Source organism: Chryseobacterium tagetis (genome assembly GCF_016735585.2).
GTDB lineage: Bacteria > Bacteroidota > Bacteroidia > Flavobacteriales > Weeksellaceae > Chryseobacterium > Chryseobacterium tagetis.
This window is the reverse complement of the sequence record NZ_JAERSE020000003.1, coordinates 822,688-848,104: the sequence shown is the minus strand read 5'-3', so window position 1 is coordinate 848,104 and position 25,417 is coordinate 822,688. Positions and strand designations below refer to the sequence as shown.

General features: G+C 35.9%; 19 protein-coding genes. 11 read left to right on the top strand and 8 right to left on the bottom strand.

All coding sequences use genetic code 11. The features are described 5' to 3' along the window. Nucleotides 1-31: 31 nt before the first annotated feature. The 5 genes from JI747_RS13810 to JI747_RS13790 are packed head-to-tail and all read left to right on the top strand — an operon-like array spanning nucleotide 32 to nucleotide 4,516. A complete protein-coding gene (locus JI747_RS13810; RefSeq protein ID WP_225689478.1) occupies nucleotides 32-436 on the top strand; it encodes a hypothetical protein in 405 nt (134 codons plus the stop codon). 14 nt (nucleotides 437-450) lie between these two features. Continuing rightward, the gene (locus tag JI747_RS13805; RefSeq protein ID WP_225689477.1) at nucleotides 451-1,179 is read left to right on the top strand and encodes a curli production assembly/transport protein CsgE; all 729 of its coding nucleotides are present in this window, start codon (nucleotides 451-453) and stop codon (nucleotides 1,177-1,179) included. Nucleotides 1,180-1,190: 11 nt separating this feature from the next. After that, complete coding sequence (locus tag JI747_RS13800) at nucleotides 1,191-1,604, top strand: curli production assembly/transport component CsgF (protein WP_225689476.1); 414 nt, start codon at nucleotides 1,191-1,193, stop codon at nucleotides 1,602-1,604. Between the two features lie 21 nt (nucleotides 1,605-1,625). Beyond that, a complete protein-coding gene (locus JI747_RS13795) occupies nucleotides 1,626-2,993 on the top strand; it encodes a CsgG/HfaB family protein (RefSeq protein ID WP_225689475.1) in 1,368 nt (455 codons plus the stop codon). Between the two features lie 11 nt (nucleotides 2,994-3,004). Then, nucleotides 3,005-4,516 carry a carboxypeptidase-like regulatory domain-containing protein gene (locus JI747_RS13790; RefSeq protein ID WP_225689474.1) on the top strand — a complete coding sequence of 504 codons (1,512 nt, stop codon included), beginning with the start codon at nucleotides 3,005-3,007 and terminating at the stop codon, nucleotides 4,514-4,516. Between the two features lie 183 nt (nucleotides 4,517-4,699). On the opposite strand, the gene JI747_RS13785 is transcribed toward JI747_RS13790, so the two are convergent. Both JI747_RS13785 and JI747_RS13780 read right to left on the bottom strand, forming a co-directional pair. Beyond that, a complete protein-coding gene (locus JI747_RS13785) occupies nucleotides 4,700-5,350 on the bottom strand; it encodes a response regulator transcription factor (protein WP_225689473.1) in 651 nt (216 codons plus the stop codon). A 577-nt stretch (nucleotides 5,351-5,927) separates the two neighbouring features. Further along, nucleotides 5,928-6,104 (bottom strand): histone H1, encoded by a 177-nt coding sequence (locus tag JI747_RS13780; protein WP_039369265.1) that lies wholly within the window; start codon nucleotides 6,102-6,104, stop codon nucleotides 5,928-5,930. Nucleotides 6,105-6,286: 182 nt separating this feature from the next. Here JI747_RS13780 and JI747_RS13775 point away from each other — a divergent pair, with 182 nt between their 5' ends. Beyond that, nucleotides 6,287-6,532, top strand: a complete 246-nt coding sequence (locus JI747_RS13775) for a hypothetical protein (protein WP_225689472.1) — start codon at nucleotides 6,287-6,289, stop codon at nucleotides 6,530-6,532. Between the two features lies 1 nt (nucleotide 6,533). Here the strand turns inward: JI747_RS13775 and JI747_RS13770 are convergent, their stop codons facing one another. After that, nucleotides 6,534-6,887, bottom strand: a complete 354-nt coding sequence (locus JI747_RS13770; RefSeq protein WP_225689471.1) for a DUF488 domain-containing protein — start codon at nucleotides 6,885-6,887, stop codon at nucleotides 6,534-6,536. A 205-nt stretch (nucleotides 6,888-7,092) separates the two neighbouring features. Here JI747_RS13770 and JI747_RS13765 point away from each other — a divergent pair, with 205 nt between their 5' ends. From JI747_RS13765 to JI747_RS13745, 5 genes are all read left to right on the top strand, one after another. After that, nucleotides 7,093-8,496, top strand: a complete 1,404-nt coding sequence (locus tag JI747_RS13765) for a glycoside hydrolase family 28 protein (protein WP_225689470.1) — start codon at nucleotides 7,093-7,095, stop codon at nucleotides 8,494-8,496. A 1-nt stretch (nucleotide 8,497) separates the two neighbouring features. Further along, the gene (locus JI747_RS13760; RefSeq protein ID WP_225689469.1) at nucleotides 8,498-12,085 is read left to right on the top strand and encodes a DUF4450 domain-containing protein; all 3,588 of its coding nucleotides are present in this window, start codon (nucleotides 8,498-8,500) and stop codon (nucleotides 12,083-12,085) included. A gap of 7 nt (nucleotides 12,086-12,092) precedes the next feature. Further along, nucleotides 12,093-14,228: a hypothetical protein gene (locus JI747_RS13755; protein WP_225689468.1), complete on the top strand. Its 2,136-nt coding sequence runs from the start codon at nucleotides 12,093-12,095 to the stop codon at nucleotides 14,226-14,228. Nucleotides 14,229-14,530: 302 nt separating this feature from the next. Beyond that, on the top strand, nucleotides 14,531-15,574 hold the full coding sequence (locus tag JI747_RS13750) for a GntR family transcriptional regulator (RefSeq protein WP_225689467.1): 1,044 nt from the start codon (nucleotides 14,531-14,533) through the stop codon (nucleotides 15,572-15,574). A gap of 88 nt (nucleotides 15,575-15,662) precedes the next feature. Then, a complete protein-coding gene (locus JI747_RS13745; RefSeq protein ID WP_225689466.1) occupies nucleotides 15,663-16,106 on the top strand; it encodes a nuclear transport factor 2 family protein in 444 nt (147 codons plus the stop codon). 459 nt (nucleotides 16,107-16,565) lie between these two features. On the opposite strand, the gene JI747_RS13740 is transcribed toward JI747_RS13745, so the two are convergent. The 5 genes from JI747_RS13740 to JI747_RS13720 all read right to left on the bottom strand — a co-directional run bounded on the left by JI747_RS13740 (nucleotide 16,566) and on the right by JI747_RS13720 (nucleotide 25,414). Further along, nucleotides 16,566-17,717, bottom strand: a complete 1,152-nt coding sequence (locus JI747_RS13740) for an alpha-hydroxy acid oxidase (RefSeq protein ID WP_225689465.1) — start codon at nucleotides 17,715-17,717, stop codon at nucleotides 16,566-16,568. A gap of 3 nt (nucleotides 17,718-17,720) precedes the next feature. Further along, a complete protein-coding gene (locus JI747_RS13735) occupies nucleotides 17,721-19,106 on the bottom strand; it encodes an FGGY-family carbohydrate kinase (RefSeq protein ID WP_225689464.1) in 1,386 nt (461 codons plus the stop codon). Between the two features lie 376 nt (nucleotides 19,107-19,482). Next, entirely contained in the window at nucleotides 19,483-20,763 is a 1,281-nt protein-coding gene (locus tag JI747_RS13730) for a sugar isomerase (protein ID WP_225689463.1), read from the bottom strand. A 229-nt stretch (nucleotides 20,764-20,992) separates the two neighbouring features. Next, nucleotides 20,993-23,095 carry a bifunctional aldolase/short-chain dehydrogenase gene (locus JI747_RS13725; RefSeq protein ID WP_225689462.1) on the bottom strand — a complete coding sequence of 701 codons (2,103 nt, stop codon included), beginning with the start codon at nucleotides 23,093-23,095 and terminating at the stop codon, nucleotides 20,993-20,995. Between the two features lie 252 nt (nucleotides 23,096-23,347). Continuing rightward, nucleotides 23,348-25,414, bottom strand: coding sequence for a RagB/SusD family nutrient uptake outer membrane protein (locus JI747_RS13720; RefSeq protein WP_225689461.1), 2,067 nt, complete (start codon nucleotides 25,412-25,414; stop codon nucleotides 23,348-23,350). Nucleotides 25,415-25,417: the final 3 nt, after the last annotated feature.

Genomic DNA, 25,417 nt, shown 5'->3' with positions numbered 1-25,417 from the left:
ATAAGTATTAAGGTACCTTTAAATAAAAAAAATGAACACCTTCGCCCGATTCTTTTTCTGCTTTGGATTTTTATTTTTTTCTTCTCTAAAGTCGCAGCAGGTAGAATGGAATCAAATTAACAGTAGCAACGCTTTAGATTTAACGCTCATACAGGCTAAAGATAATTTTACTTCGTATTCAAATATTATACAGATAGGAGATGCTAATAATGTGGAGGCCATGATCAATGCCAAAACCAGTATTCTTATCCAGCAGCTTGGAGATTACAACAGCTTATTCTTTAACAATTCTTTTTCAGATACCAAGACAAAAAACGCCATCAGCACCCAAGGCAACAACAATATTGTCGATATAACGGGCAGCAACAGCGTATCTGAAAACATGAAGCTGAATGTAAAAGGGGATAATATGACCATATTTATGCGAAATTATTAAAAGGAAAAGAAATAATGAGAAAAATTCTTTTACTGTTTATTTTTCTTACCGTCTTTCTGTCCGTCGACTGTAATGCTCAGGAAGAAAGAAAAGTATCTGCCAAAATTGAAAGTGAAACCATAGAACAGCAATTAATTGTAAAAGCTTTTGCCTCCAACAGCACTCCTGTATATAAGGAACTCAATTATCTGTTAGTATCCATCAAAAAAGGAAACGGAGGCAATCTTTCAAATAACCGCCAAAGCGGAAAGTTTTCTATCAATCCGAATGAAGTAAAAAAGCTCTCTGAGCTCAGTGTAAATCTGGATAGAAAAGATGCTATAAAAATATTCCTTTATATAAGGGATGAAGAGTCTCAGAAACTGATTGCTAAAGACAGCCTGGAAATCAATCAGGAAGCCTTCAATAAAAAAACAAGTAAAATTGAAGAAGACGTTTTCTCAGAACTCAAAGGACTGACTATAGATGAAACAAAAACCAAAGTGGGAAAAGACTTTTATGATTTGTTTTATATGCAATACAGCCAGCTTCCGGAGAAAAACAATTCTACAATCACGATATCAGAAATTCCTACACAGGGAGTAAACGGACAGATTAATATCGCCATTGAAGATAAGGTCATCTATAGCTTCATGACCAATCCCAATGAAGACTATTTAAAGGAACAGCTTTTTAACAGTTTCCGTGTAATTAAAGAATTTATCGCTAAGAAAAATCTTATTAAAAATGAATTTATATACTAAAAACAAAGACCATGAAACCACTTTTCGTTTTTCTTATTCTGTTTTGCGGGGTATTTCTTGGGAAATCTCAGCAGCTTGTATATAAACCTATCAATCCCGCCTTTGGGGGAGATACTTTTAACTACCAATGGCTATTGAGCTCTGCAAACGCTCAGAATCAATTTGATAATAATAAAGATAATTTGAACGATTTGCTAGGCAAAATGAATTCTATGGATAGTTTTAGTGAGAGTTTAAACAGACAAATTCTCAGTCAATTATCACAGAAATTGTTTGAAAATCAATTTGGTGACGGTGAACTTAAACCCGGAAATTACCTTATAGGCTCTTTGTATGTACAGATTTCCAGCACCGCACAAGGATTGTTGATTAGTATTTTGGATACCAGTACGGGAGATCAATCTGAGATTGTGATTCCAAAATAAAAATAATAAAACTAATTTACCATGAGATTTTACATGTACATCAGAATTTTTTTCTGTGTAGCACTTATATGTGTTTCCATAGGGTGCAGTTCTCTATTCGGACTTCCCTCTACACCAGAAAAATCAACACTTGGCGAAAATACTCCTTATACAAAAGAGTTAAAAGATCTTATTCCGCCAAAAGAACGTATTGTAATAGGAGTCTATAAGTTCAGAGATCAGACAGGACAGTATAAACCTTCTGAAAATGGTAATAACTGGAGTACTGCCGTACCTCAAGGGACAACAACTATTCTTATTAAAGCGCTGGAAGACAGCAATTGGTTCATCCCCATAGAAAGAGAAAACATCGCCAATCTACTGAACGAGAGACAGATCATCCGTTCTACCCGTCAGGAATATATGAAAGATGCCGATAAAAACAGTCAGGCACTGCCCCCGCTTCTCTATGCAGGAATCCTATTGGAAGGAGGCGTTATTTCCTATGACAGCAATGTGATGACCGGAGGGTTGGGAGCCAGATATTTCGGAATAGGAGCATCTACCCAATACAGACAGGACAGAATCACCATCTATCTTCGCGCGGTTTCTACCTTAAACGGAGAAATACTCAAAACCGTGTATACTTCAAAAACAATTCTTTCGACCAGCGTTAATGGCAGCTTTTTCAGATATATCGATACCGAAAGACTACTGGAAGCTGAAGTAGGATTGACACAAAACGAACCTGTGCAGCTGGCCGTGACAGAAGCAATAGAAAAAGCTGTTAAAGGATTAATCGTAGAAGGAATAAGAGATAAAATATGGGGAAAAGCTGTTGAAGACAATACAGCCATTTATCAGCCTCTTATCAAAAGCTATGAAAATGAGCAGAATGATAATCAAAACAGAGTGATTGGTAATAAATACCCGGCCGACTACAGACAAAAATTCTCTTTGTATGCCAATCTCGAAGCCCAAAAGGTAAAAGATGACTACGTTAATCCTAAATTTAATCTGGGAGCTAAGTTTGGTTTTAAATACCTTATTAATCCTTACTTAAATCTAGACTTTAGTGCCAGTATTTTTACTATAGAAAATCAAAATATTTTTTCCCGTACCTATTTTGTACCTGAGGCGAATCTGGAATGTATTATTTTACCCCAGTATAAACTTACTCCTTTTATTTACGGAGGGATCGGAGCCATGTATTCCGGTGTCAATCCTCAATATAAAGGTCAGTTTGGCGGAGGATTAGAATATATGGCAGGAAAAAACTTCGGGATAAGAGCTTCCTCACAATATGATCTGGGATTCAAAGATGACTGGGACGGGATCGTGAATGGAAAAAGAAAAGACCAGGCCTTGAGATTTTCGATAGGAGTTAACTTTTACATTGGACAAAAATAAAAACTTAAACTATGAAAACGATATTTAGAATTCTCAGTATACTCCTCTTCTCCATTTTTCTTGTTTCCTGTAACGAAGACCTTATTGATCAGGCCCAATCCGGAACACTAAGAGGAAAAGTAGTAAAAAGAGGAACGAATGTGCCTATAGAAAACGTGAAAATCTTTACGGCACCTACTACAGAAACTGTTTTTAGCAAAGCAGACGGAACTTTTGAAATTCCTAATATGCCTGTTGGGAATTACTCTGTAAAAGCTGAATTGAGTGGATATCTGACCACTTTTCAGGCAGTCAATATTCAAAAAAAGGATCAGATTGTCACCGTTGCTTTTGAACTGGATGATGATAATTCGCTGAATACGGCACCTACAACGCCGCAATTACTCAGCCCTACGGACAACTCCGTCAATCAGCCTCTCACAGTAGAACTGACCTGGAACTCTACAGATCCTGATACAGATGATGTGCTGAAATATAACCTTACCATTAAAAATAATCTGGATACCAATGTGATTCAGGTTAATGATCTTACGACCAATCATTATACACTTTCGAATCTTAAATTTGGAGTAAGCTATTTCTGGCAGGTTTCAGTTTCGGATGGAATTCATTCGGCGGTATTAAGTGCAATCAGCAAATTTACCACCAACACAGTTCCAATGAATCGCTATCATTATGTGCAAAAACAAAACGGAAACCTCTTCATTGTATCGAGCAATGAATTAGGAGTCAACTTCCAGTTTACCAATTCTTCTTATAATAGTTGGCGACCTAGAAAAAATAATAATGCGGGATTAATTGCATTTTTAAGAACCGAAGGAGGAAATACGCATATTTATACTGCCAATCCGGACGGTTCCAATGTCTTTAAAGTAACAACCGTTCCGGTAGCCGGATTTAATAATAATGAAATGGATTTCTCCTGGAGCACCAACGGACAGGAATTTCTCTACGCCAATTTTAATAAGCTTTACAGAATTAATAAAGATGGAAGCGGGTTGAATTTAGTCTACACAGCGCCTTCCGGAACTATGATCTCAGAATGCGACTGGAGCTATGACGGAAGCAAAATTGCCCTAAAAACCAATAACGTGAATGGATACAATACTCAAATTTACATTATTGATATGCTGGGTAATACCTTAAAGACCATTTTATCAGGAACCTTAGGAGCCAGCGGCGGTCTCAATTTTTCAGTGGACGGAAACCGATTGCTATACACCCGTGATGTTTCAGGATTTGAAGATGGAAGCGGTAATTACCGACAACTCGATACAAGAATCTTTGTCTATGATTTTATAGCCAATGCCACCTATGACGTATCTAATGAAAGTGATAAACCTCAGGGTACAAATGATTTAGACCCTAGATTTTCGCCGAATAATGCACAGATTATTTATACCAATACCTCCAACGATAATATTTCTCCTAGAAATGTGGAAGTGATTGACCTCAACAGTTCTATGACCGATATGACGAGAACTGTTCTCTTTACCAACGCAGAAATGCCTGATTATGAATAGAGTTTTTAAATAGTATGGAAGATCTGATACAAAAAACGGATCTTTAATAAAAGTCCGGATTTTATGATCCGGGCTTTTATTTTATCATACCATTTAAAATCCTTATCATATAAAGACGAATTATAAAAAATAAACTCCGGATATATTTTATCCGGAGTTTATTTGAATACTACTTGTTGGTTATTAGTCTATAATATGATTTTCAATGGCGTATTTTACTACCCCTACAGAATTTTTGACATTTAGTTTTAATAAAATTCTTTTGCGGTGAGTTTCTACAGTATTAATGCTTATGAAAAGTCTTTCAGAAATATCTTTGCTGCTTAAGCCGTCACAAATTAGTTTTAATATTTCCAGTTCACGTTTGGTAAGAGGATCCTGCATGTGAAATCTTTGTTTTTTTTCGTCTGTGTTCAAAAAGTTGATCATTTTTTCTTTGGCATGATCACAAATATAGATTTCATTGGATAATAAAGCCTGAATAGATTTTAAGAACTCATCATATCTGCTGTTTTTATCAAGATAGCTTTTTATCCCTTTATTAAAAAGCTTCCTGATATCCATTATATCATAATTATTTCCTATGATAATGATCTTTATATTTTTGTTTTCCGTAGTAATTTTTTCTACATTTTTATAAAGATCGGTTAGCCTAAGCATATTGGAACTAATCATTAAGAATTCGGGAGATTGGTCCTGAAGATTTTCTTGAAGGGCTTCATAAGAATTACACAAATCAACAGTACTAAAAAGGTTGCTTTGAGTCAGGAGTTTTGATAAACCTTCAGTATAAAGCATCGGCTCATCAAAAATAGTTAATCGTGACTTCATCATGGTTTAGTTTTTTTGTATAGTAAATATACGAATAAAAGCTTACGTTTTTAATAAAAAAATTAAATTAATTGAGTTTTTTTTTATTTTTTTGTTTATTTTTTTAATATTTTTTTAAATATTTGATAAATAATTCTCTTTTTTTTGATTTGTGTTCGAAAAAATACGAGTTATTGTTAATAAAACCCTCTACCTATGGGCTTTTCAGAAATTACTTTATCATTTAATTAACGCTTTAGTGATATGCTTTATAGCAAAATCAACAAAGTTAATAATGAAGTAAAATTCATATTCTTTTTATTTCACAGTTCACATATGGATAAAAATTAAAAAACAGGAGATATAGCTCCGGTAATGACCAACTTTAGCCTTAAGGTATACAATTGCATTTTTTTATAAAAAAGAGACTATAAAATAGTCTCTCCTTTTTCTTTACAAATCATATTGTGTCGCTTTATCAGGCTCAATCGGATTATTATATTTTTTGATATTCTCTTTTTAATCTCGTATTTATTTCAACATTCCTCTGTTCACTGAAAGGCATAAAAAAACCGGCTGAAATAAGCCGGTAAAGAAATTTTTATTTTTTTGATTCTTCAACAGAAACTTTTCTGAAGTCTTTGAACAATTTGCTCAATTCCAAAGCTGCTTTACGAGCTCTTGTACCAGCTGCTTTGTTTCCTTTCTCAGCTTGTTGGTTAGCTTCAGTTGTAAAAGTTTCGAATTCCGCGTTGATTTTTTCAATTAGTTCTTTCATGTATTTAAAATTTTAGGCTGCAAATATAGGCTTTCAGGCGAATCTAGCCTAGTCTGATTAAAAAAAATTAATATTTAATCCATAAAATCAGGTAAAAAAAGTGAAAATTTGAGAAAAAATATCCAAAACATAGACTGACATTGAATTTTTATTTACTTTTGACGCCTTCTTACAATGACACTATGAATAAAAAAATACTGAGTTTCGCACTTCTGCTGTTCTGCATCACCCTTATATCCGCTCAAATTACCAGTACTCCTGAAAATTCTAATCAGGTAACGAATACCATTACCCAAGGCGGAATCGGATTGGGATCTGTAATTGCAGTAGTGGCTTCATGGGACAGGAACCAATCTATTTTGTGGGCCATCATTCACGGTATATTAAGCTGGGTGTATGTCATTTATTTTGCATTCACGAGAGACTAAGCTATTTTAAAGATTCCAGATAACGTTTCAGGATGATAGGATGACAGTGTTCTTCATCTTTTGCCGCGTATACCAGTGTGATCTTTTCCTGATTTTTATGCTGTTGCAGGAACTTTTCGCTCTCATCATTGCTTTGGAGTTCCTGCAGATATTTTTCTGAAAACTCTTTCCATAACTCCGGATCATGATGAAACCAGTGTCTTAATTCCGTAGACGGGGCAAGATCCTGATTCCATTCATCTATTTCTGCTTTTTCTTTGGAAAGCCCTCTTGGCCAGAGTCGGTCTACCAAAATACGGTACCCATCTTCCGGAGAAGCCTCTTCATATACCCGTTTTAAAGCAATCTCTACCATATTACCCATTTTAAAACAGAATAAAGATAGGAAGACTTCTCTTTATTTCAACATTATCGGTATTTAATTTATCTTTGAAACCATGCAATCGATTACAAAATTGATTAATATGCCGACAGTGCAGGATAATTTTTAAGTACAATTATTTTAGATTGCGATACATAAAGGAAAATCTTGGAAGCCAACTTCTTTAAAACCTTATTTTATGAAAAAATACGCCTTAGTCTTTATAATTTCACTATTCTCAGCTTCAATCTCGGCACAATACAGGCCATGGACTTCAGCACAACAGCCTTTGAAGGAAATTGAAGCCCTTAAAAAGCAAATTGTAAAGCCCAATTTCAGAAAAAAAGATTACCTCATTACAGATTTTGGAGCTATTGGAGACGGAAAAACCAAAAATACGGAAGCCTTTAAAAAAGCTATCGAAAAATGCAACGCAGAAGGCGGAGGAAGAGTGGTCGTTCCTAAAGGGATATTTCTAACCGGAGCTATTTATTTAAAAAGCAACGTCAACCTGTACGTAAGTAAAGAGTCAACCATTTTATTCAGCCAGGACAGCAACGACTACCCTATTGTTTTCACACGCTGGGAAGGAATGGAATGCATGAATTATTCTTCATTAATATATGCTTACGAAGAAGAAAATATCGCGGTAACCGGAGAAGGGACACTGGACGGAAATGCAGATTTAGACAACTGGTGGTTTTGGTGCGGAGCTACAAAATACGGTTACAACGAATCCCGTCCGGGAAGACAAAATCCGGCTCGTGCAAAGCTTCACGAATACATGGCTCAGAGAAAACCTGCAAGAGAAAGAATCTTTGGAGACGGATATTACCTAAGACCGAATTTCGTACAGCCTTACCGATGCAAAAACTTCTGGATGGCAGATGTTTTGGTTAAAAATTCCCCGATGTGGAATCTGAATCCTGTTCTTTGTGAAAATGTATTGATTGAAAGAGTAAAAGTGATCAGTCACGGACCAAACAATGATGGTTTTGACCCTGAAGCCTGCAAAAATGTGTGGATTAAAGATTCATATTTTGACACAGGAGACGACTGTATTGCCATAAAATCTGGAAGAGACGAAGACGGAAGAGATATCGGAAGACCGGCAGAAAATCATATTATTGAAAACTGTGAGATGAAAGACGGACACGGAGGTGTGGTAATCGGAAGTGAAATTGCAGGTGGTGCAAAAAACATTTATGCCACCGGCAATATCATGGACAGTAAAAATCTTGAAAGGGCTTTAAGAATCAAAACAAGTTCCAGCCGTGGCGGCATCATCGAAAATGTATTTTTCTACAATACCAAAGTGGGTGCTTATAAAGAAGCCGCAGTACGTTTCAATATGCATTATGAAAAACCTGGTAACTATATTCCGACCATCAGAAATATCTGGGTTGAAAACCTGACCGTTGAAAAAGGAGGAAAATACGCTGTTTTCTCTGATGCTTACGAATCTTCACCTGTTACCGATTTCACCATGGTAAATGCCAAAATGAACGGTATTGAAATACCGTATAAGGTAGATTATCTGAAAAATGTTACATTGAAAAACGTAAGTGTAAACGGAAAACCTTTAACCGAGCTAAAACCGTAACATGCGAAGAACAACCCTTTTCGCCGGACTGATTGTTCTATCGGCGTTCTCATCTTCTTATTCCCAATCAAAACATTGGCAGAATAATGACCGCGAGCTGCACTACAAAGAAGACAGGGGCGATTTTTTATTGGTCAACGGAAAATACCGTTTCAACCGTGCGTTGTATGGTGACAATCGTGCTTCCCGTGTAGAAGCAGGAGATCTGCCGGAATTTGCATTATATCTTCCCGGAATGGGTGGAAATCTTCAGTTTGTTATCCAAAAAGGAAATTCTATTAAAAAACTGATTAATGCAGAAAAAATTGAAACGCGTTATCGTCCCGGTTCAATGTTATATCAAATTAAAGATCCCATTTTAGGAAACGGAAGCTTGAAACTGACCGTTTTAGCACAATCAAAGGAAGAAGGTCTGGTTGTAAAACTGGAAACATCAACGGTAGACCCATCCGCAAAAATATATGCTGTATTTGGTGGAGCAAGCGGTACAACTTTCAGCAGAAATGGAGACATTGGAGCAGATCCGGAATCCGGATTTTATTTGTTGCCAGAATATTGTTCAAATAATCAGTTTCAGGCATTAAAGAACCAGTTTCAGTTGAATTATTTAAACAAAAAAAAAGAAACTCAAATGGTAAACGGGAACTTTTCAAATGTTCCTTTTTTGCAGATGACCGATGCAGAAACATTAGAAAACCTTCCTGCTTTTACTCAAAATAAAATAGTCAAATCTCCAGTTATTTACGCTTCCTATTCAGCACAACAGCAACCTGTTTATATTCAAATCTCCAAAGGAAAATCCAATAAAAATTTTTCTGATGAAGACTTAAAAACGCTTTTTAATGAAGCTGAAAAATCACGGTTAACATTAACCAATCAGATTCAGCTAAATACACCTGATGCAGAGTTAAATAACTTCGGAGCCAATCTAGCCGTTGCAGCCGATGGAATTTGGGAAAGTCCTACTTATCTTCACGGTGCTGTAGCGTGGAGAATGCGATTAAATGCATGGCGTGGCGCTTATGTTGCAGACGTTCTCAGTTGGCACGACCGTGCAAAAGAACACTTTGAAAGTTATGCCAATTCACAGGTTTTACAGCCCGATTTAGCTCCTGTGGAAATGGATACGAATCTTCATTTGGCTCGACATGCTGAGAAAATGGGAAACTCTGTATTTTCCAGCGGGTATATTTCAAGAAATCCGAACGATAATACAAAACCGCATCACTATGATATGAATCTGGTGTTTTTCGACCAGATGTTCACTCATTTCAATTACACCGGAGATCTTGAATTTCTAAAGAAAATGTGGTCCACAATGGTTCGCCATATGAACTGGGAAAAACGAAACTTCAAACGTGGTGACCTGTATGATGCTTATGCGGCAATTTGGGCAAGTGACGCACTACAATATTCGGGGGGAAAAGTTACCCATACTTCGGCTTATAATTACAGAGCTAACCGTGAAATGGCAAAACTGGCCAAAATTATAGGTGAAAATCCCCAACCTTATAAAAAAGAAGCAGAAAGTATTTTAAATGCAATGAAAACCCAGCTTTGGATTAAAAGCAAAGGACATTTCGCTGAATATAAAGACGCTTTGGGCAATCAGACCGTTCATGACATCCCCGGAATCTGGTCGATTTATCATGTCTCGGATGCCTATATTTTAAATGAATTTGAGGATTATCAAAACTTACAGTACATCAATAATCATATTCCGAAGATTCCTGTTACAGTGAAAGGTGCTGTAAACAAAGACTATTACACACTTTCTACCACCAATTGGCAGCCTTATGACTGGTCGATTAACAATGTTGCTTTGGCTGAAAACTTACAAACCGCTTTGGCATATTGGCAATCGGGAAGAAATGAAGACGCTTACAAACTGTGGAAGGGAAACCTTGTAGAAAGCATGTATTATGGAATCAGTCCGGGAAATTTTGATCAGTTATCTCATTACGATGCATTTCGTGGAGAATTGTACCGTGATTTTGCAGATCCGATTGGCGTTGCTGCAAGAACCTTAACGGAGGGACTTTTCGGAGTTTACCCTAAATTATTAGATAATACCATTGAAATAAAACCTGGTTTTCCAAAAGACTGGAATTTTGCAGCATTAAAACTTCCGGATTGGGAATTTAAATTTAACCGAAATTCAAAAAAAGCAGAATATTTTTTCAAATCAAATTATTCAAAACCGGTTGCTTTAGAAATGCAGATTCCGGTGAATCATTCCAATATAAAATCGGTAAAAGTAAACGGGAAGAAAATAGAATGGAAAATAAAACCAAATTCTATTTTACAGCCTTTTATACAATTTAAAACACCAACTGGGAAAGAATTTAATATTGAAATCAGCTATTCTGGGGAAGAATTAAAAAATGAGCAAACTGATTATATCAATTATATTTCTGAAAACCTTCAGTTGAATTTAGATTCCAAAAAGAAAATCCAACAGGTTTACGATCCTCAAGGATTAATTAAAAATTCCCCTCCAAAGGGAGAAGACGGGGTGGTCAGTCCACAATTTGAATTAATTCAACAAGAAAGAAAAGGAACATTTTTCGTTCAGGTAGAACAGGACAAAACAAGTTGGTGGCAACCTGTGAATGTGGATATCCGTTTTCCTCTGGAAACTAAATGGATCAATAAAAAACTTACCATTCAATCAGGATCTTCAAATCCTATTAATGGAAAATTGAATGTTAATGGCTTCAACAAAACTTTCTCTGTTCAGAAAGATAAAATTACATCCATTGAAATTCCTGCCAATTATTTAAGTAAAGGAACCAATTCCATAGAATTTGAATACAACGGTATTAAGCAAAATATTGAGATTACAGATTGGGAAATTGAAAATAAAGGAGAATTCAATACCATCTCATTAGCTTCGAAATACAATGAAAAAGTAACTGAAATCTTTAATCAGAAATACCTTTCACCGAGGCTTAACGTTCCTACTCTACAACTTCCGTGGCAAGGAATCGGAAACTGGTGTTATCCGTTAATTACGGCCCAAATCGATGATAACGGATTGATGAATAAAAGAAAAAACGGAAAAGTTGATTTCTTAGAAATTCCTTTCCTGATCGATAATGCAGATAAAAATATTGTCTTTACAAGTCAGTGGGATAATTATCCTAAATCGGTTGAAATCCCTGTTTCGGGCAAAGGAAAGAAAATTTATTTTCTGATGACAGGTTCTACGAATCCGATGCAGTCACAAATTATTAATGGGAAAATTACTGTTCAATATGCTGATGGTTCAACTTCAGAATTAGAACTGAAAAATCCAGTGAACTGGTGGCCGATTGAGCAGGATTTGTTTGATGATAATTTCGCTTTTGAAATTCCGGATGACAAAATTCCTTACAGAGTTCAACTGAAAACAGGAGAATTATATAAAGGCGGAAGTTTGCGCCAATATTCAGGGATTAAAGGATTTACAGACCGTGCCGTAGAAGGTGGCGCTGCAACCCTACTGGATTTACCAATTGATCCGAACAAAGAATTAAAATCAATACAATTAACAGCAGTAAGCAACGATGTTGTTATCGGAATGATGAGTGCTACTGTTTTAAAATAAAAATAAAATGAAGAAATTAGTCATATATCTGAGTTTTTTTTGCATTGGATTTTCTACTCTCAATGCTCAGAAAATCGACCGTAAAAAAGTCGTTCAGCGACATAATATTGTTAATGTAAAAGCAGATACTTTATCTTCTTTAACGGTTGGAAACGGAAAATTTGCGTACACGGTTGACATTACCGGAATGCAGTCGTTCCCCGAATATTATAAAAATGGAGTTTCTCTCGGAACTCAGTCTGAATGGGGATGGAACAGTTTTCCCAATACTGAAAACTATAAGTTTGAGGAGACTTTAAAGCCCTACGATTTTAATAATGACGGACGAAAAGCATTGTACAGTGTTCAAATAAAAGAACCTGAACGCAACAAAAAAGCCGTTGAATATTTCCGTGTGAATCAGCATCGTCTTCAATTAGGAAATGTAGGAATCGAACTGTATAAAAAAGACGGCCAGAAAGCAAAAATTTCAGATCTACAAAACATCAGTCAGACAATTGATTTGTGGACGGGAATTATTACGAGTGAATTTACTTTGGAAGGAACTCCTGTAAAAGTTTGGACGGCTTCTTTTCAAAATTCTGATAAAATCGGAGTTAAAGTTGAGTCGGATTTAATTACTCAAAAAAGGCTTAAAGTTTTCACCCATTATCCCTATCCCAGCGGACAATTCTTAGATGAAGCCACTTTTTACGGAAATGAAGATAAACACTCTACAAAAATTATTTCATCAAATGCAACGCAGGGTTTGATTGAACATAAGTTACAAACCGCTGATTATTTTACCCAATTGTATTTTACAGAGGGTAAATTAAGTGAAGCAGGAAAACATCATTTCGTTTACGAACCTTCTGCCAAAAGCAAAACCATCGAACTGAGTGTTGAATTTTCAGCTAAAAATGCAAAAACGTCTAAAAGCTTATTTGCTGATGCTGAAAAAGAAAGCACTTCTGGCTGGAAAAACTTCTGGGAAAGTGGTGCTGCCGTTGATTTTGAAGGAAGTACCGACAAAAGAGCCAACGAACTGGAGCGCAGAGTTGTATTATCAGAATATTTAACCAAAGTGCAGTGTGGGGGAAGCAATCCGCCACAGGAAACCGGTTTAACATTCAACAGCTGGTACGGAAAACCACACACGGAAATGCATTGGTGGCACGGTGTTCACTACGCTTTGTGGGGAAGACCCGAAATTTTGGAAAAGCAACTGGATTATTATTTCAGATCGTTTGAAAAAGCAAAAAAATTAGCTGAAAGACAAGGGTACAAAGGAGTTCGTTGGATCAAAATGTCGGATAATGACGGAAACGAAAGCCCTTCTTCTGTCGCTGCATTTTTGATTTGGGAACAGCCACATTTAATTTATATGACCGAACTTTTATATCGAAATAACAAGGATAAAAAAGTTTTGGAAAAATATAAAGATCTGGTTTTTGCAACAGCAGAATTTATGGCCGATTTTGCCACTTACGATAAAGAGAAAAACCACTATAACCTGGGAAAAGGAGTCATTCCTGCACAGGAGGTTTTCCCTGCGAAAGATACTTATAACCCTACTTACGAAGTTGCGTATTGGGATTGGGCGCTGAAAGTGGCTCAGCAATGGAAAGAAAGATTGGGAGAAAAGAGAGATAAAAAGTGGGATGATGTCATTTCAAAACTGGCTCCGCTTCCGGTTCAGGATAATGTTTATTTATCGACAGAATCAGCAAAAGATTCTTTCACATTCCCGAAATGGATGACCGATCACCCTTCTGTTTTGGGCGCTTTAGGAATGGTTCCTGAATCTTCAAAACTGGATAAAAAAATCATGAAAAACACCCTGGATATCGTCTGGGAAAGATGGAACTGGGAACATACCTGGGGTTGGGATTTTCCGATGACTGCGATGACCGCCGCAAGATTAGGGCTTCCCAACAAAGCTCTGGATGCGCTTTTCATGAATATTCAAACCAACACCTATCTGAAAAACGGACACAATTATCAAGATGGTAGATTGAGAATTTATCTTCCTGGAAATGGCGGAGTATTAACAACCGTTGCGATGATGTTGGAAGGTTGGGACAATTCTACGGGCGAATTTCCAGGTTTTCCAAAAGATGGTTCCTGGAAAATAAAAGCCGAAGGTTTCAAAAAAATGCCTTAATTTTTTTCACATTCATATAGTTCAAAGTCTGTTCTGAAAAGGGCAGGCTTTTTTCATTAGAATTGTTTACACAACTTGAAGATTTTCAGAACTTCCACCCTTATTTGGTCGTGAAAATTTCAGATATTCCCTCTTCATTAAACTCAATTCTTACATTAATTTCAGCTGAATAAAAGCATCTTTATTAATTTAACATAATTAAAGAATAACTTGTAAAAAATTCGTAACTTGTCTCCCATGATTGTAAGTCAAATTTTGGAGTTATTTCTTAATTTGATGCTAATATCCCTTTATTTAAAGCCATGGCAGAAACATTCGAAATTTATATTAATGAACATTCAAGAGTTCCGAAATACAAGCAGATTGTAGATTCGATTCTGAATGGAATTGATGGCGGAGAGATTCAAATTGGAGAAAAAATCCCTTCCATCAATGAACTGAGTGAATCCTGTTTTCTTTCAAGAGATACAGTAGAAAAAGCCTATAAAGAGCTTAGGAAAAGGCAAATCATAGAATCTGTAAAAGGGAAAGGATATTATATTTCGCGTGTCAACAAAAATGACATTATCAATATCTTCTTTTTGATCAATAAGCCAAGTACTTATAAAATGATGATTTATAATTATTTCGTCAATGCAATCGGTACCAAAGGCAACGTGGAAATGTACATTTACCATTGTGATGAAACGCTTTTTATTAATTCATTAAAGAAAAACATTGGAGGTTTTGATTATTATGTGATCATGCCTCACTTCCGTGATGAACAGTCAAAACATACGAGCTCAACACAGGAAGTAATTGATATGATAGAAAAGATTCCTAAAAATAAGTTACTGGTGCTGGATAATACGAAACCTAATATTTCAGGGGAATACGGCTCTATTTTTCAGGATTTTGAGCACGATATTTATGATGCACTGAAAGAAGGTTTAGATAAAATCAAGAAATATGAAAAAATTATCTTGGTATATCCTAATAAATCGATTCACCCCTATCCTTTCCGTATTGTGCGTGGTTTTGAGAAGTTCTGCAAGGATTTTAAACTTGATTATGAAATTCTGGATGAAATCTACCCCGACATGGAATTACAGAAGGATATTTTTATCACTATTCGTGAACGTGATCTGGTGAATCTGGTAAAACAAGTCAGACAAAACAATTTGAAATTAGGCGAAGACATCGGAATTATTTCTTATAATGAAACTCCTTTGAAAGAATTGTTGGGAATTACTGTGATTACAACAGATTTTAAAGCGATGGGAGAATCTGCAGCGTATATGATCTTAAAAAATAAAAAGGAATCTGTCAATAATGTATTTAAATTTATTCAGAGGGATTCTCTTTAAAGTTAATCATTTAAATTTATTTTAAAAGCGCAATCGATTGCATTAAAATAATCTAATAATAATCCCTTTAAAACTATATAAATCAATTATGATTAAAAAATTAATTTTAGCCATGAGCTTTATAATGGCAATAACTGTTTCAGCACAGAAAATCAGTGATAAAGATGCAGTGAATGCCGTTGCTGAAAAACTAAGATTGGCCATGATAAGCGGAGAAAAATCTGAGTTGGAATCTTTGATTTTACCGGAACTGACGTACGGACATTCGGGAGGCCATATTGATGACGCAAAGGAATTTGTAGAAAAATTAGTAAACAAAACATCAGACTTTTTAACCATTGATATTACCAATCAAACTGTAACTATTGTTGGAAATACAGCAATTGTACATCATCATTTTTATGCAACGACTGCTGATGCAGGAAAAGCTCCGGGTGATGTAACACTGGATATTTTATTGGTTTGGGCTAAAGTGAAAAATAACTGGAAATTATTAGCAAGACAGGCTGTGAAACCTGAAAATAAAAAGTGATTTTCCAGATCATACTAAATAAAATTCGCAAGGTTTTCTTTGCGAATTTTTTGTTGGGAATATCTAAAAAATATCCATTTAATTTGTCATGCTGTAAGCATCTAATTCAAATGATGTATTTTATACATGCTTAGATCCCTACGGGATGACAACTGAATGGATATTAATATGAATTTTTTGACGCAAAGATTTTACATTTCATTCAGAATATTTTGAGTGAGCAAAGAATGAAATCAATACATTGATTTTTATGAAGCAGGCTTCTTCAGCGACAGAGTTCGCTTTACTTTGATCACTTAAATTGAACCTTTTCAAAATTACATCTTTGCGTTTAAAAATTGTTTTAGGTTTTGGCTAAAGCCAATGACAAATACCTACTAAAAAAACGGGCTAAAGCCCATTCCTATTGATAAATTTATTCCGAAATATTCTTTTTTATTATACTCTCAGCCAAAAAAACTACTTCACTCTAAAGTTTTGCAGATCTTCCGGCTTTTCACAGCACACCTGCTCCATTACCTGTCTGAACTGCATTTTCAGCATTTCGATGATGTGATCTCCACCTTTGTCTCCTAAAGCTCCGACTGCATACATAAAAGTACGTCCCATAAAAGTAAACTCTGCACCACAGCTCAAAGCACGGGCAACATCAGGACCGGTTCTGACCCCACTGTCCATCATGATTTTAATTTTATCCTTATATTTTTCGCTGATTTCTTTTACTACGGCAATCGTGGATTCTCCTGCATCTAATTGTCTTCCGCCGTGATTGGAAATAATCATTCCGTCGAAGCCTAAACGCACTGCTTCTTCGGCATCTTCATCGGAAGCAACCCCTTTAATGACCAATTTCCCTTTCCATTTATCACGGATTGCTTTGATTCTATCCGAATTTAATCTTCCTGAAAATGTAGAGTTCATGAACTGTCCCAATTGCTTTACATTCATATTTTTATCCATGTATTTTTCCATGGTCTTAAAACTTGGAACACCATGTTTCAGCATTTCTAAACACCATTGAGGTTTTGCCAACGCCTGAGAAACATTTCTGAAATTTAATTGAGGAGGCATTGCCAAACCATTTCGGATTTCTTTTGCTCTGTACCCGAAAGTCGGAACATCAGATAATACACATAATACATCATAACCAGAAGCTTCACAACGATCGAGAATATCGTCTCTCAACCACTCTTCTCTCGGATGATACAATTGATACCAAGCTTTTCCTTCCGTTAATTCTGCAATTCTTTCGATACTGCTTGTCGTAACGGTACTTAAAATGAAAGGAATATTATGTTTAAAAGCCGCTTTTGCTAAAATTTCAGGAGCATTTGGCCACATCAAGCCTTGTAAACCAACGGGGGAAATTCCGAAAGGTGCTGAATATTTTACACCGAATAATTCGGTTTCCATATTCGCTTCTGCATACGTATTATTTAGGTAACGAGGACGAAGCAGAACATCTCGTAATTCGTTTGTATTTCTGTCTCTGTTGATGTTTTCGTTACAACCTCCATCCAGATATTCGAAAGCGAAACGGGGCATTCTTTTTTGGGCTCTTTCAATCAGTAATTCAAGAGAAGCGTAACGGGTATCAAATGGAAATGACATAGTTTATAAATTAAGAATTAAAGGTTGAAGCACTTTCATCTGATAATGCTGCTGTAAAAAAGTATCGTCGATCTTCTTATTCGAAATCACCATAGAAGCTCCCAACGCAGAACCCAGCGGAGAATGTGTTGACATTACATGATAATCCTGAAAATGGTGCGACATCAGCTTCATAAATACATCATTATCAGTAAAACCACCATCGATATAAATGGTTTTAATTTCTGAATTTCCAATCGCATTTTTAATGGTATGAATCTGTAAATCCATTAATTCGATCATTAGCTGATGATAGGCTTCTTCAAAAGTAGCAAAAGAATTTAAATCTGTTTCGCTGATCATTTTTCTTTTTAAAATAATCCCTTCAAAACGGAAATACACCGCTTTGTGCTTCATCAAACGAAGGTACAACTCCTGATCGAACTGCACTTCTCTGTGGAAGCCATATTCTTTACCGTAATGAGCACACAGTTTTTCAACCTGAATTTTATATTCATTTCCCATGAAGAAACGGGATGCTTTCACTCGTTTTCCATCGATTCGCATATAATTCAGGCAATTGTTTTCGATGTCTTCGTCGGTTAAACTTTCATCATTAAACGGGTTCAAGGAAATACTCCAAGTTCCTGTTGAAAGCAATAAAAACGGTTCTTTTTTACTTAAAATATAAGGCAAAAGCGCAGAGGAACTGTCGTGAATTCCAACGCCTATTTTAATTTTTTTGTTTCTGTAAGAGGTATTGATACTTGCAGAAGTAGGTACAATCGGAGGTAATAAAGCATCGATTTCTTCTTGATACACCCAGTCATGATAATCTGCTTTGTCATAATCCCACAAATTAGTGTGACAGCCTATGGAAGTAAATTCCGACACACAAATTCCGGTAAACAAATAGGATAAATACTGTGGCAAATGAAGACTGTAACGGATCTTTTTAAATACTTCCGGATGTTTATATTTTAACCAGAACAATTGTAATCCAGAGTTCAGCATTCCAGCTTGTGGAGAAGCTGTTTCACGGGCAATTTTCAGCTTGCTCCCGTGTTTTTCGTAAAACAGATCCAGAATTTCCTGATCCATTGGTTTGGTGTAATTGTACAAGGGTGTCAGAACGTTTCCTTTCTGATCCAAGTGTACAAAACTTGCTCCATAAGTAGAAAAATTGATGGCTTTTACTTCAAAATTTTCATCATCCAGAATCGCATTAAAGTTATCTTTAATCCAGTTTTGTAAGGCTACAAGGTCTTCTGTAGGATATCCGTCTTCATCAGTGGTGAGTGGCAGTTCGGTGTACTCACGAACGATTTCTTTATAATTTTTATCAAATAAAAAGAATTTTTTATTGGTCTTTCCAATATCAAATACGATGGTTACCTTTTTTTTAGACATTCTTGCGATGAATTAAATTGTATGTGATGAAACGAAATAATTTTTTTCAGGTTTGGTTTTATCTGGTCTCTTATATTGCAGGAAACAAAAGAATCTCCTGCAAAATTTTTGTATGAATACTTTGTATTTTTATATTTTCAAGACATTTGTGCTTAGCTAAGCGTTAAGTTTAAAGTCTTAGTAATAGTATTCCAGAACCATTAAGGAGTGTTCAGATATTAAAATTTATAAAGAAAAATCCACTAGTTTCCGAGGCAATAAGCCTAAAATTCTAATAATCTAAACACTTTCAACCTTAATGATAAAAAATAAGGATACATATAATTAAAAACTTTCGATTGCACCTGAAAGTTTAAATTATCAATTTTAAATAAGATTACAATCCTGTTGCTTTTACATTCAGACCTCTTTCTGTAATTAAGTTTTCTCTTACTTTAAGGTTTCTGTAAGCCGCAATCGGATCCAATGCTGCTCCTGTCTGTAATCTTGCAGCTCTCAATAATGGACGAACATCTGTTCTGTACGCATTTTGTAAAATCTCCTGTGCACGAACAACATCATTATTCAATTGTGCATCTTTCAATGCTTTCTGATCTACTAAAAGCGCTTGCGCATAAGCAATTAAAATCGCTTCTAAAGATTGAATCAGGTCTTCCAACGGATCTTTGATGTTATGACTTGCATCGATCATCCAAGCCGGATAAGGGTTTTGAGGATTGTTTTCAATTCCGTATACCAATTCATTGAAAATTAAGAATAACGCGTAAGGTTTGATAGAACCCACCGTTAAATCATCATCTCCATATTTACTGTCGTTGAAGTGGAAACCTCCTAATTTCCCTTTATACATCAATGTTGCAACAATTTGCTCGATGTTTGAATTCGGCAAATGATGTCCCAAATCTACCAATGTATACGCTCTTTCACCGCAAGCATTGGCCAACATGAAAGACGTTCCCCAATCCTGGATGGTTGTTGAGTAGAAATTTGGTTCGTAAGGTTTATATTCAATGAATAATTTCCAGTCTTCAGGCATTCCTGCATAGATTTCTTTTAAACTCTGCTCTGTTTTTGACAAAGCGTTCTGGAAATTCAATTGCCCTGGGAAACTAGATCCATCTGCCAACCAAACGGTTAAGCTTTTTGAATCTAATTCTTTTCCTATTCTGATCACTTCTTTGTTGTGTTCCACAGCATAAGCTCTAGAATCTTCATTTACTGAATTTAAAGAACCAAATTTATAAGAATGTTTTGCATCCGGCTGATCCTGGAACGTATTGGAATTCATTGCATCAAAAACAAGTCCGTGAGAAGCTGCTTTTTCTTTGATTGCTTTCACATCACTCGGAATATCCCATGGAATATGCAGAGAAACTGCTCCTGCAGAATGCGTTAAAGCATGAATTAAACCAACATCATCTAATTTTTGTTCTAAAGAAGAAGGTTCGCCACCGTAAGAAAATCTTCCGAAACGAGTTCCTCCAGCTCCTAAAGCCCAACTCGGAATAGCTACCTGAAAATCTGCAATTTTGTTGACGATTTCAGCAACATTTACTCCTGTTTTTGTTAGTTTATTTTGTAGAAAATCAAAATCTATATTAAAATTTTCAACTTCATTTTTATTGTACTGTTCAAGTATATCTTTTTCTATAATCATGATTTGATTTTTTAAATTGATTTTTTACCACAAAAGTCACAAAGCTTTTTGTTTTACTGTAAAGCTAAAAGTATTGAAAATAAAAGTTCAAAAAAGAAGGAGATCGGTCGTAAATAAATAGAATATTCCTTTTATGATCTTCTTAGAGTTTGAATAATATCTTCATTAAACTTTTGTGGCTTTTGTGGTTAAATCTAATCAGCAATTTAATAATTATCTGTTTTACAATTTATCTTGGGAACGCATTTGCCATTCCGCCATCTACATTGATGATGTTTCCTGTACTTTTATCTAAAATAGCCACACAAGCGAACACTCCGTTTGCGATGTCTTCAGGAAGAATAATTTCATTTAATAAGTTTCTTTTTGCATAAAACGCAGGTAATTCTTCAACAGAAATTCCGTTGGCTTTTGCTCTGCCTTCCGCCCAAGAACCTTCCCAGATTTTGCTTCCAACGATAACGCCGTCCGGATTTACAACATTCACTCTGATTTTATCAGTTGCTAATTCTGCGGCCAATAATCTTGTCATGTGCTGTTGAGCTGCTTTTGCTGTTCCGTACGCTACATTATTTGGTCCCGCCACTAAACCATTTTTACTTGCAATGTTGACGATATCCCCTCCTAAACCTTGTTTTTTGATGATTTCAACACCGTTTTTGATCATTAGGAACTGGCCTTTTACCAACACATCTTCTAATAGATCCCAATCTTTTGTAGTCGTATCTTCTAATGATTTAGAAATTGCCAAACCTGCGGAATGAACAATGATATCTACTCCACCGAAAGCTAAAACAGTTTCTTTGAAAGCGTTGGCAATTGCCTGTTCGTTCGTTACATCACATGGAACACCTACAGCCTGATCTTTGCTGTATTTTGAAGTTACAGAATCTAATGCTTCCTGATTTAAATCTGTGAACACTACAACCGCACCTTCCTGAACCATTTTATCAGCAATTGCCTGCCCAATTCCACCTCCTGCTCCTGTTACCACAGCGATTTTTCTTGACAATGGTTTTTCTTTTGGCATTCTCTGAAGTTTTGCTTCTTCCAACAACCAATATTCGATGTCGAATGCTTCCTGTCTTGGTAAAGACGTGTATTCTGAAATGGCTTCTGCACCACGCATTACATTAATTGCATTTACATAAAACTCACTTGCAACACGCGTTGTTTGTTTATCTTTTGAGAAACTGAACATTCCTACTCCCGGATAAATGATGATAACCGGATTCGGATCACGCATTGCAGGGCTGTTCGGATGCTTGCACGTTTCGTAATATTCTTTGTATTCTTCTCTGTACTGTTCGAAAAGAGGAGTTAGTTTTTCTAAAATTGCAGCTGAATCTGTAAGATCTTCGTTTGGAGAAAGACTTAAAATCAACGGCTGGATTTTCGTTCTTAAAAAGTGATCAGGACATGAAGTTCCAAGTGGAGCTAAACGGTCTAAATCATTACTGTTGATGAATTCTAAAACAGTATCGCTGTCTGTGAAATGGCCTACCATTCTGCTTTCTGAAGAAGCTAAACCACGCAATAAAGGCATGATTTGCGCCGCTTTAATCTTACGGTCAACCGGAGAAAGAGATTCTACTTTTTGTCCTCCGAAAACCTGTCCGTTTTCTTCAATTTTTTTAGCGATATATTCAGAAGCCATTTCAATAACTTCTAAACTGTTGATATAACATTCGTAAGAAGTATCTCCCCAAGTAAATAAACCATGGCTACCTAGAACAATTCCACGGATTCCGGGATTATCATTTAAACATTTTTCCAATTGTAATCCTAAATCAAACCCAGGACGTTGCCAAGGAACCCATCCCATTGTGTCTCCCCAGATTTCTTTCGTGATTTTCTCACTGTCTTTTGCCGCGGCTACTGCGATCAAAGCATCCGGATGAAGGTGATCGATATGTTTGAATGGAAGAAGCCCGTGAAGAGGGGTGTCAATAGAAGGTGCTTTGCTGTCCAGATCAAAAATACAGTGATTGAACAATCCTACCATTCTGTCTTCATCTGCTAAGCCCTGATAAACATTTTTTAAGTTTCGTAGTCTTTCTGTGTACAACCCTGCAATTCCTTTTCTTGTTAAAGTTCCGATGTCACCTCCTGAACCTTTTACCCACATTACTTCAACATTTTCATTGGTTAACGGGTCTTTTTCTATGGTTTTGCAACTTGTATTTCCTCCTCCATAATTTGTGATTCTTAAATCAGCTCCCAGAATGTTTGAACGATATAAAAATAAAGCAACCTGATCGTCTCCTAAAGCTGCTGCCTTATTTTCATCCCATAGATAGTCTACGTATTTGAATGTTTTTACTTTTTCCATTGTTTGTCTTATATTTCTAAATTGTATTCCAAAATTAGATTGTAATATCCGTTACAGCATCCCGTACTATACTGGTAAATACTGAATTTAAAGATAAATTAACGTTTGATTTTCCATCGTAATTCGTCTGTATATATCAATCTTATTAGAATTATTATGATTCTTATTTTATGATTGGTTGGTTTTATAAAATTTAAACATTAAGAAAAATTTAATTCTCTTAATGTTTAAATAATTTTTAATTGTTATTTATTAATATCCAGGAAGCTGAGTCAGGTTTGGATTATCAACTAAAGGATGACCTGCTGAAGCTGCTGCGAATGGAAGTAATTCTGTTTTATTAGGTACAAATCCGTAGAAAAGACCGTCTCCTCCACCTTCAATCCAGTTTGGATAAACTCCTCCATTTTCGGCAGAACCTGTTGGTTTTGTATAGATAATATTTCCGATTTGCAAAGCGTTAAATCCGCTTGTAAATCCTACCGCTTTTCTTGCGTTTCCATTGAAAGTACTTGTGTATGCTTCAAACATTTTAGTAGGATACCATTTATCACCAGCTACTACTGTCTGTCCATGTGCTGTAACAATACTTGCTAAAGCCGTCTGATAAGCAGCATAATTTGCGGCAGCAGTAGGAACATTTTGAACGATCGCAATTTCTGCCGGGCTGGTTATTTCAATATATTTAAGTGCCAAGAACGGATCTCCATATACCTGTGCGTTCTTTTCAAATTTATAAAGACGCAAAGCTGGTGTATTTGCATAAGCGCCAGTTTTGTCTGATAAGTTTTTCATGGCCAATTTTGTAGCTTCAATTTCACTCGCAATACGATTCATTCTTATTAAATCTGTACGAAGATTAAATTCACCCGCAAATTCCCACTTACGCTCCTGAACAATAGCTGATTCGAAAGCTTGCTGACCACTTGGTATTGGTAGTGAACCAATTCCTGCACGGGTTCTCACTTGTTGTAAAGCCGCAGTTCCTGCAGCAGTAGGACCTCCGTTTAAGTAATTTTGAGTTTCGGCATACATTAATAAAACATCAGCATATCTTAGAATTGGAATATTTAAATTACGAGCATCTGCCGCCTGAGGCGCAACACACCATCCCATTCTAAATTTCCCAGACATGATACATGAAAATGTAGTCCCAACATTTACCCAAGTATCTGTAGCAGCACCCGCATTTAAGAAATAAATACTGTAAGAAGTACAAGAAACATCTCTACGCGTATCACCTGGATTAAAAGATAGATAATAACTAGGTAGTATAAATTGTAATGCTTTTCTAGATCCATAAGTCCCTCCACGAGATCCTTCCATTGCATAGACTCCAAATGCTGAATTGGTATTTGCTCCGTATTCAGCAATATGCCAAAGCATTTCAGTGTTTGTAACTGAAAACTTTCTTTGATCGAAATTGAACCACAATGCTTCAAAGCCACTTTTACCTCCCTGAGCTTGTACTAAACTCGCAGTACCACCATTAATCACCGCTGCAGCCGCATTATCTGCAATTTGATAAAGCTGCTGAACTCTTGCGTTATCACTTCTTCTAGACATTGTTCCGGCTGATCCAGTATTAAGGTCCCATCTTAAAGAATACCCTGCTGCATATAAAGCAATCCTTGCTAACAAAGCATTACCAGCCGCTTTTGTTAAACGCTCTGTCGTTGTTCCGGTAGTTGGCAAATCATTTATAGACTCCTGCATATCGGCAATAACACGATCATAAATAACATCACGAGAAGTGCGTTTTGGATATAAAGTATTTGGATCATTAGGATCCGCATCTTCCAAAGGAATCCAAACTGCGGGAACATCTCCGTATATTCTAATCAAATTGTAATAACAAAATGCACGGATAGCTTTCACTTCCGCTAATAAAGAATTACGCTTTGCACTAGGATCCATTAAACTTAGTCTTGTGATAGCGATATTAGTTTTCTCTATACTAGAATACATCGCAGCATAAACTCCTGTAACGGTATTTGGCGTATAGGCATCATACTTATAATTACAAATATTATATTTAGAATTATTAGTAGAACCGTCTTCAGAAGAATGAGTTACAGTGTCTCCTGCACCAAGTTGATAATACATTTCTGTAGAAACCAACCCTCTATAGCAACCCTGAACAAATAAATCTGCAGTATCTAAATTTTCAAAGACCGTATTGGTATCGGTAATATTATAAGCCGGTTGATCCAAAAAATCTGAACTACAAGAACTTATAAAAAGTCCGGCAATTACAATAGAAGGAATTACTACTATTTTTTTTACAAATATTGATTTATTATTGATTATATTTTTCATGAT

Coding starts and splice junctions, on each gene's coding strand:
- JI747_RS13810 (WP_225689478.1), top strand. CDS start 32: ATGAACACCTTCGCCCGATTCTTTTTCTGCTTTGGATTTTTATTTTTT.
- JI747_RS13805 (WP_225689477.1), top strand. CDS start 451: ATGAGAAAAATTCTTTTACTGTTTATTTTTCTTACCGTCTTTCTGTCC.
- JI747_RS13800 (WP_225689476.1), top strand. CDS start 1,191: ATGAAACCACTTTTCGTTTTTCTTATTCTGTTTTGCGGGGTATTTCTT.
- JI747_RS13795 (WP_225689475.1), top strand. CDS start 1,626: ATGAGATTTTACATGTACATCAGAATTTTTTTCTGTGTAGCACTTATA.
- JI747_RS13790 (WP_225689474.1), top strand. CDS start 3,005: ATGAAAACGATATTTAGAATTCTCAGTATACTCCTCTTCTCCATTTTT.
- JI747_RS13785 (WP_225689473.1), bottom strand. CDS start 5,350: ATGATGAAGTCACGATTAACTATTTTTGATGAGCCGATGCTTTATACT.
- JI747_RS13780 (WP_039369265.1), bottom strand. CDS start 6,104: ATGAAAGAACTAATTGAAAAAATCAACGCGGAATTCGAAACTTTTACA.
- JI747_RS13775 (WP_225689472.1), top strand. CDS start 6,287: ATGAATAAAAAAATACTGAGTTTCGCACTTCTGCTGTTCTGCATCACC.
- JI747_RS13770 (WP_225689471.1), bottom strand. CDS start 6,887: ATGGTAGAGATTGCTTTAAAACGGGTATATGAAGAGGCTTCTCCGGAA.
- JI747_RS13765 (WP_225689470.1), top strand. CDS start 7,093: ATGAAAAAATACGCCTTAGTCTTTATAATTTCACTATTCTCAGCTTCA.
- JI747_RS13760 (WP_225689469.1), top strand. CDS start 8,498: ATGCGAAGAACAACCCTTTTCGCCGGACTGATTGTTCTATCGGCGTTC.
- JI747_RS13755 (WP_225689468.1), top strand. CDS start 12,093: ATGAAGAAATTAGTCATATATCTGAGTTTTTTTTGCATTGGATTTTCT.
- JI747_RS13750 (WP_225689467.1), top strand. CDS start 14,531: ATGGCAGAAACATTCGAAATTTATATTAATGAACATTCAAGAGTTCCG.
- JI747_RS13745 (WP_225689466.1), top strand. CDS start 15,663: ATGATTAAAAAATTAATTTTAGCCATGAGCTTTATAATGGCAATAACT.
- JI747_RS13740 (WP_225689465.1), bottom strand. CDS start 17,717: ATGTCATTTCCATTTGATACCCGTTACGCTTCTCTTGAATTACTGATT.
- JI747_RS13735 (WP_225689464.1), bottom strand. CDS start 19,106: ATGTCTAAAAAAAAGGTAACCATCGTATTTGATATTGGAAAGACCAAT.
- JI747_RS13730 (WP_225689463.1), bottom strand. CDS start 20,763: ATGATTATAGAAAAAGATATACTTGAACAGTACAATAAAAATGAAGTT.
- JI747_RS13725 (WP_225689462.1), bottom strand. CDS start 23,095: ATGGAAAAAGTAAAAACATTCAAATACGTAGACTATCTATGGGATGAA.
- JI747_RS13720 (WP_225689461.1), bottom strand. CDS start 25,414: ATGAAAAATATAATCAATAATAAATCAATATTTGTAAAAAAAATAGTA.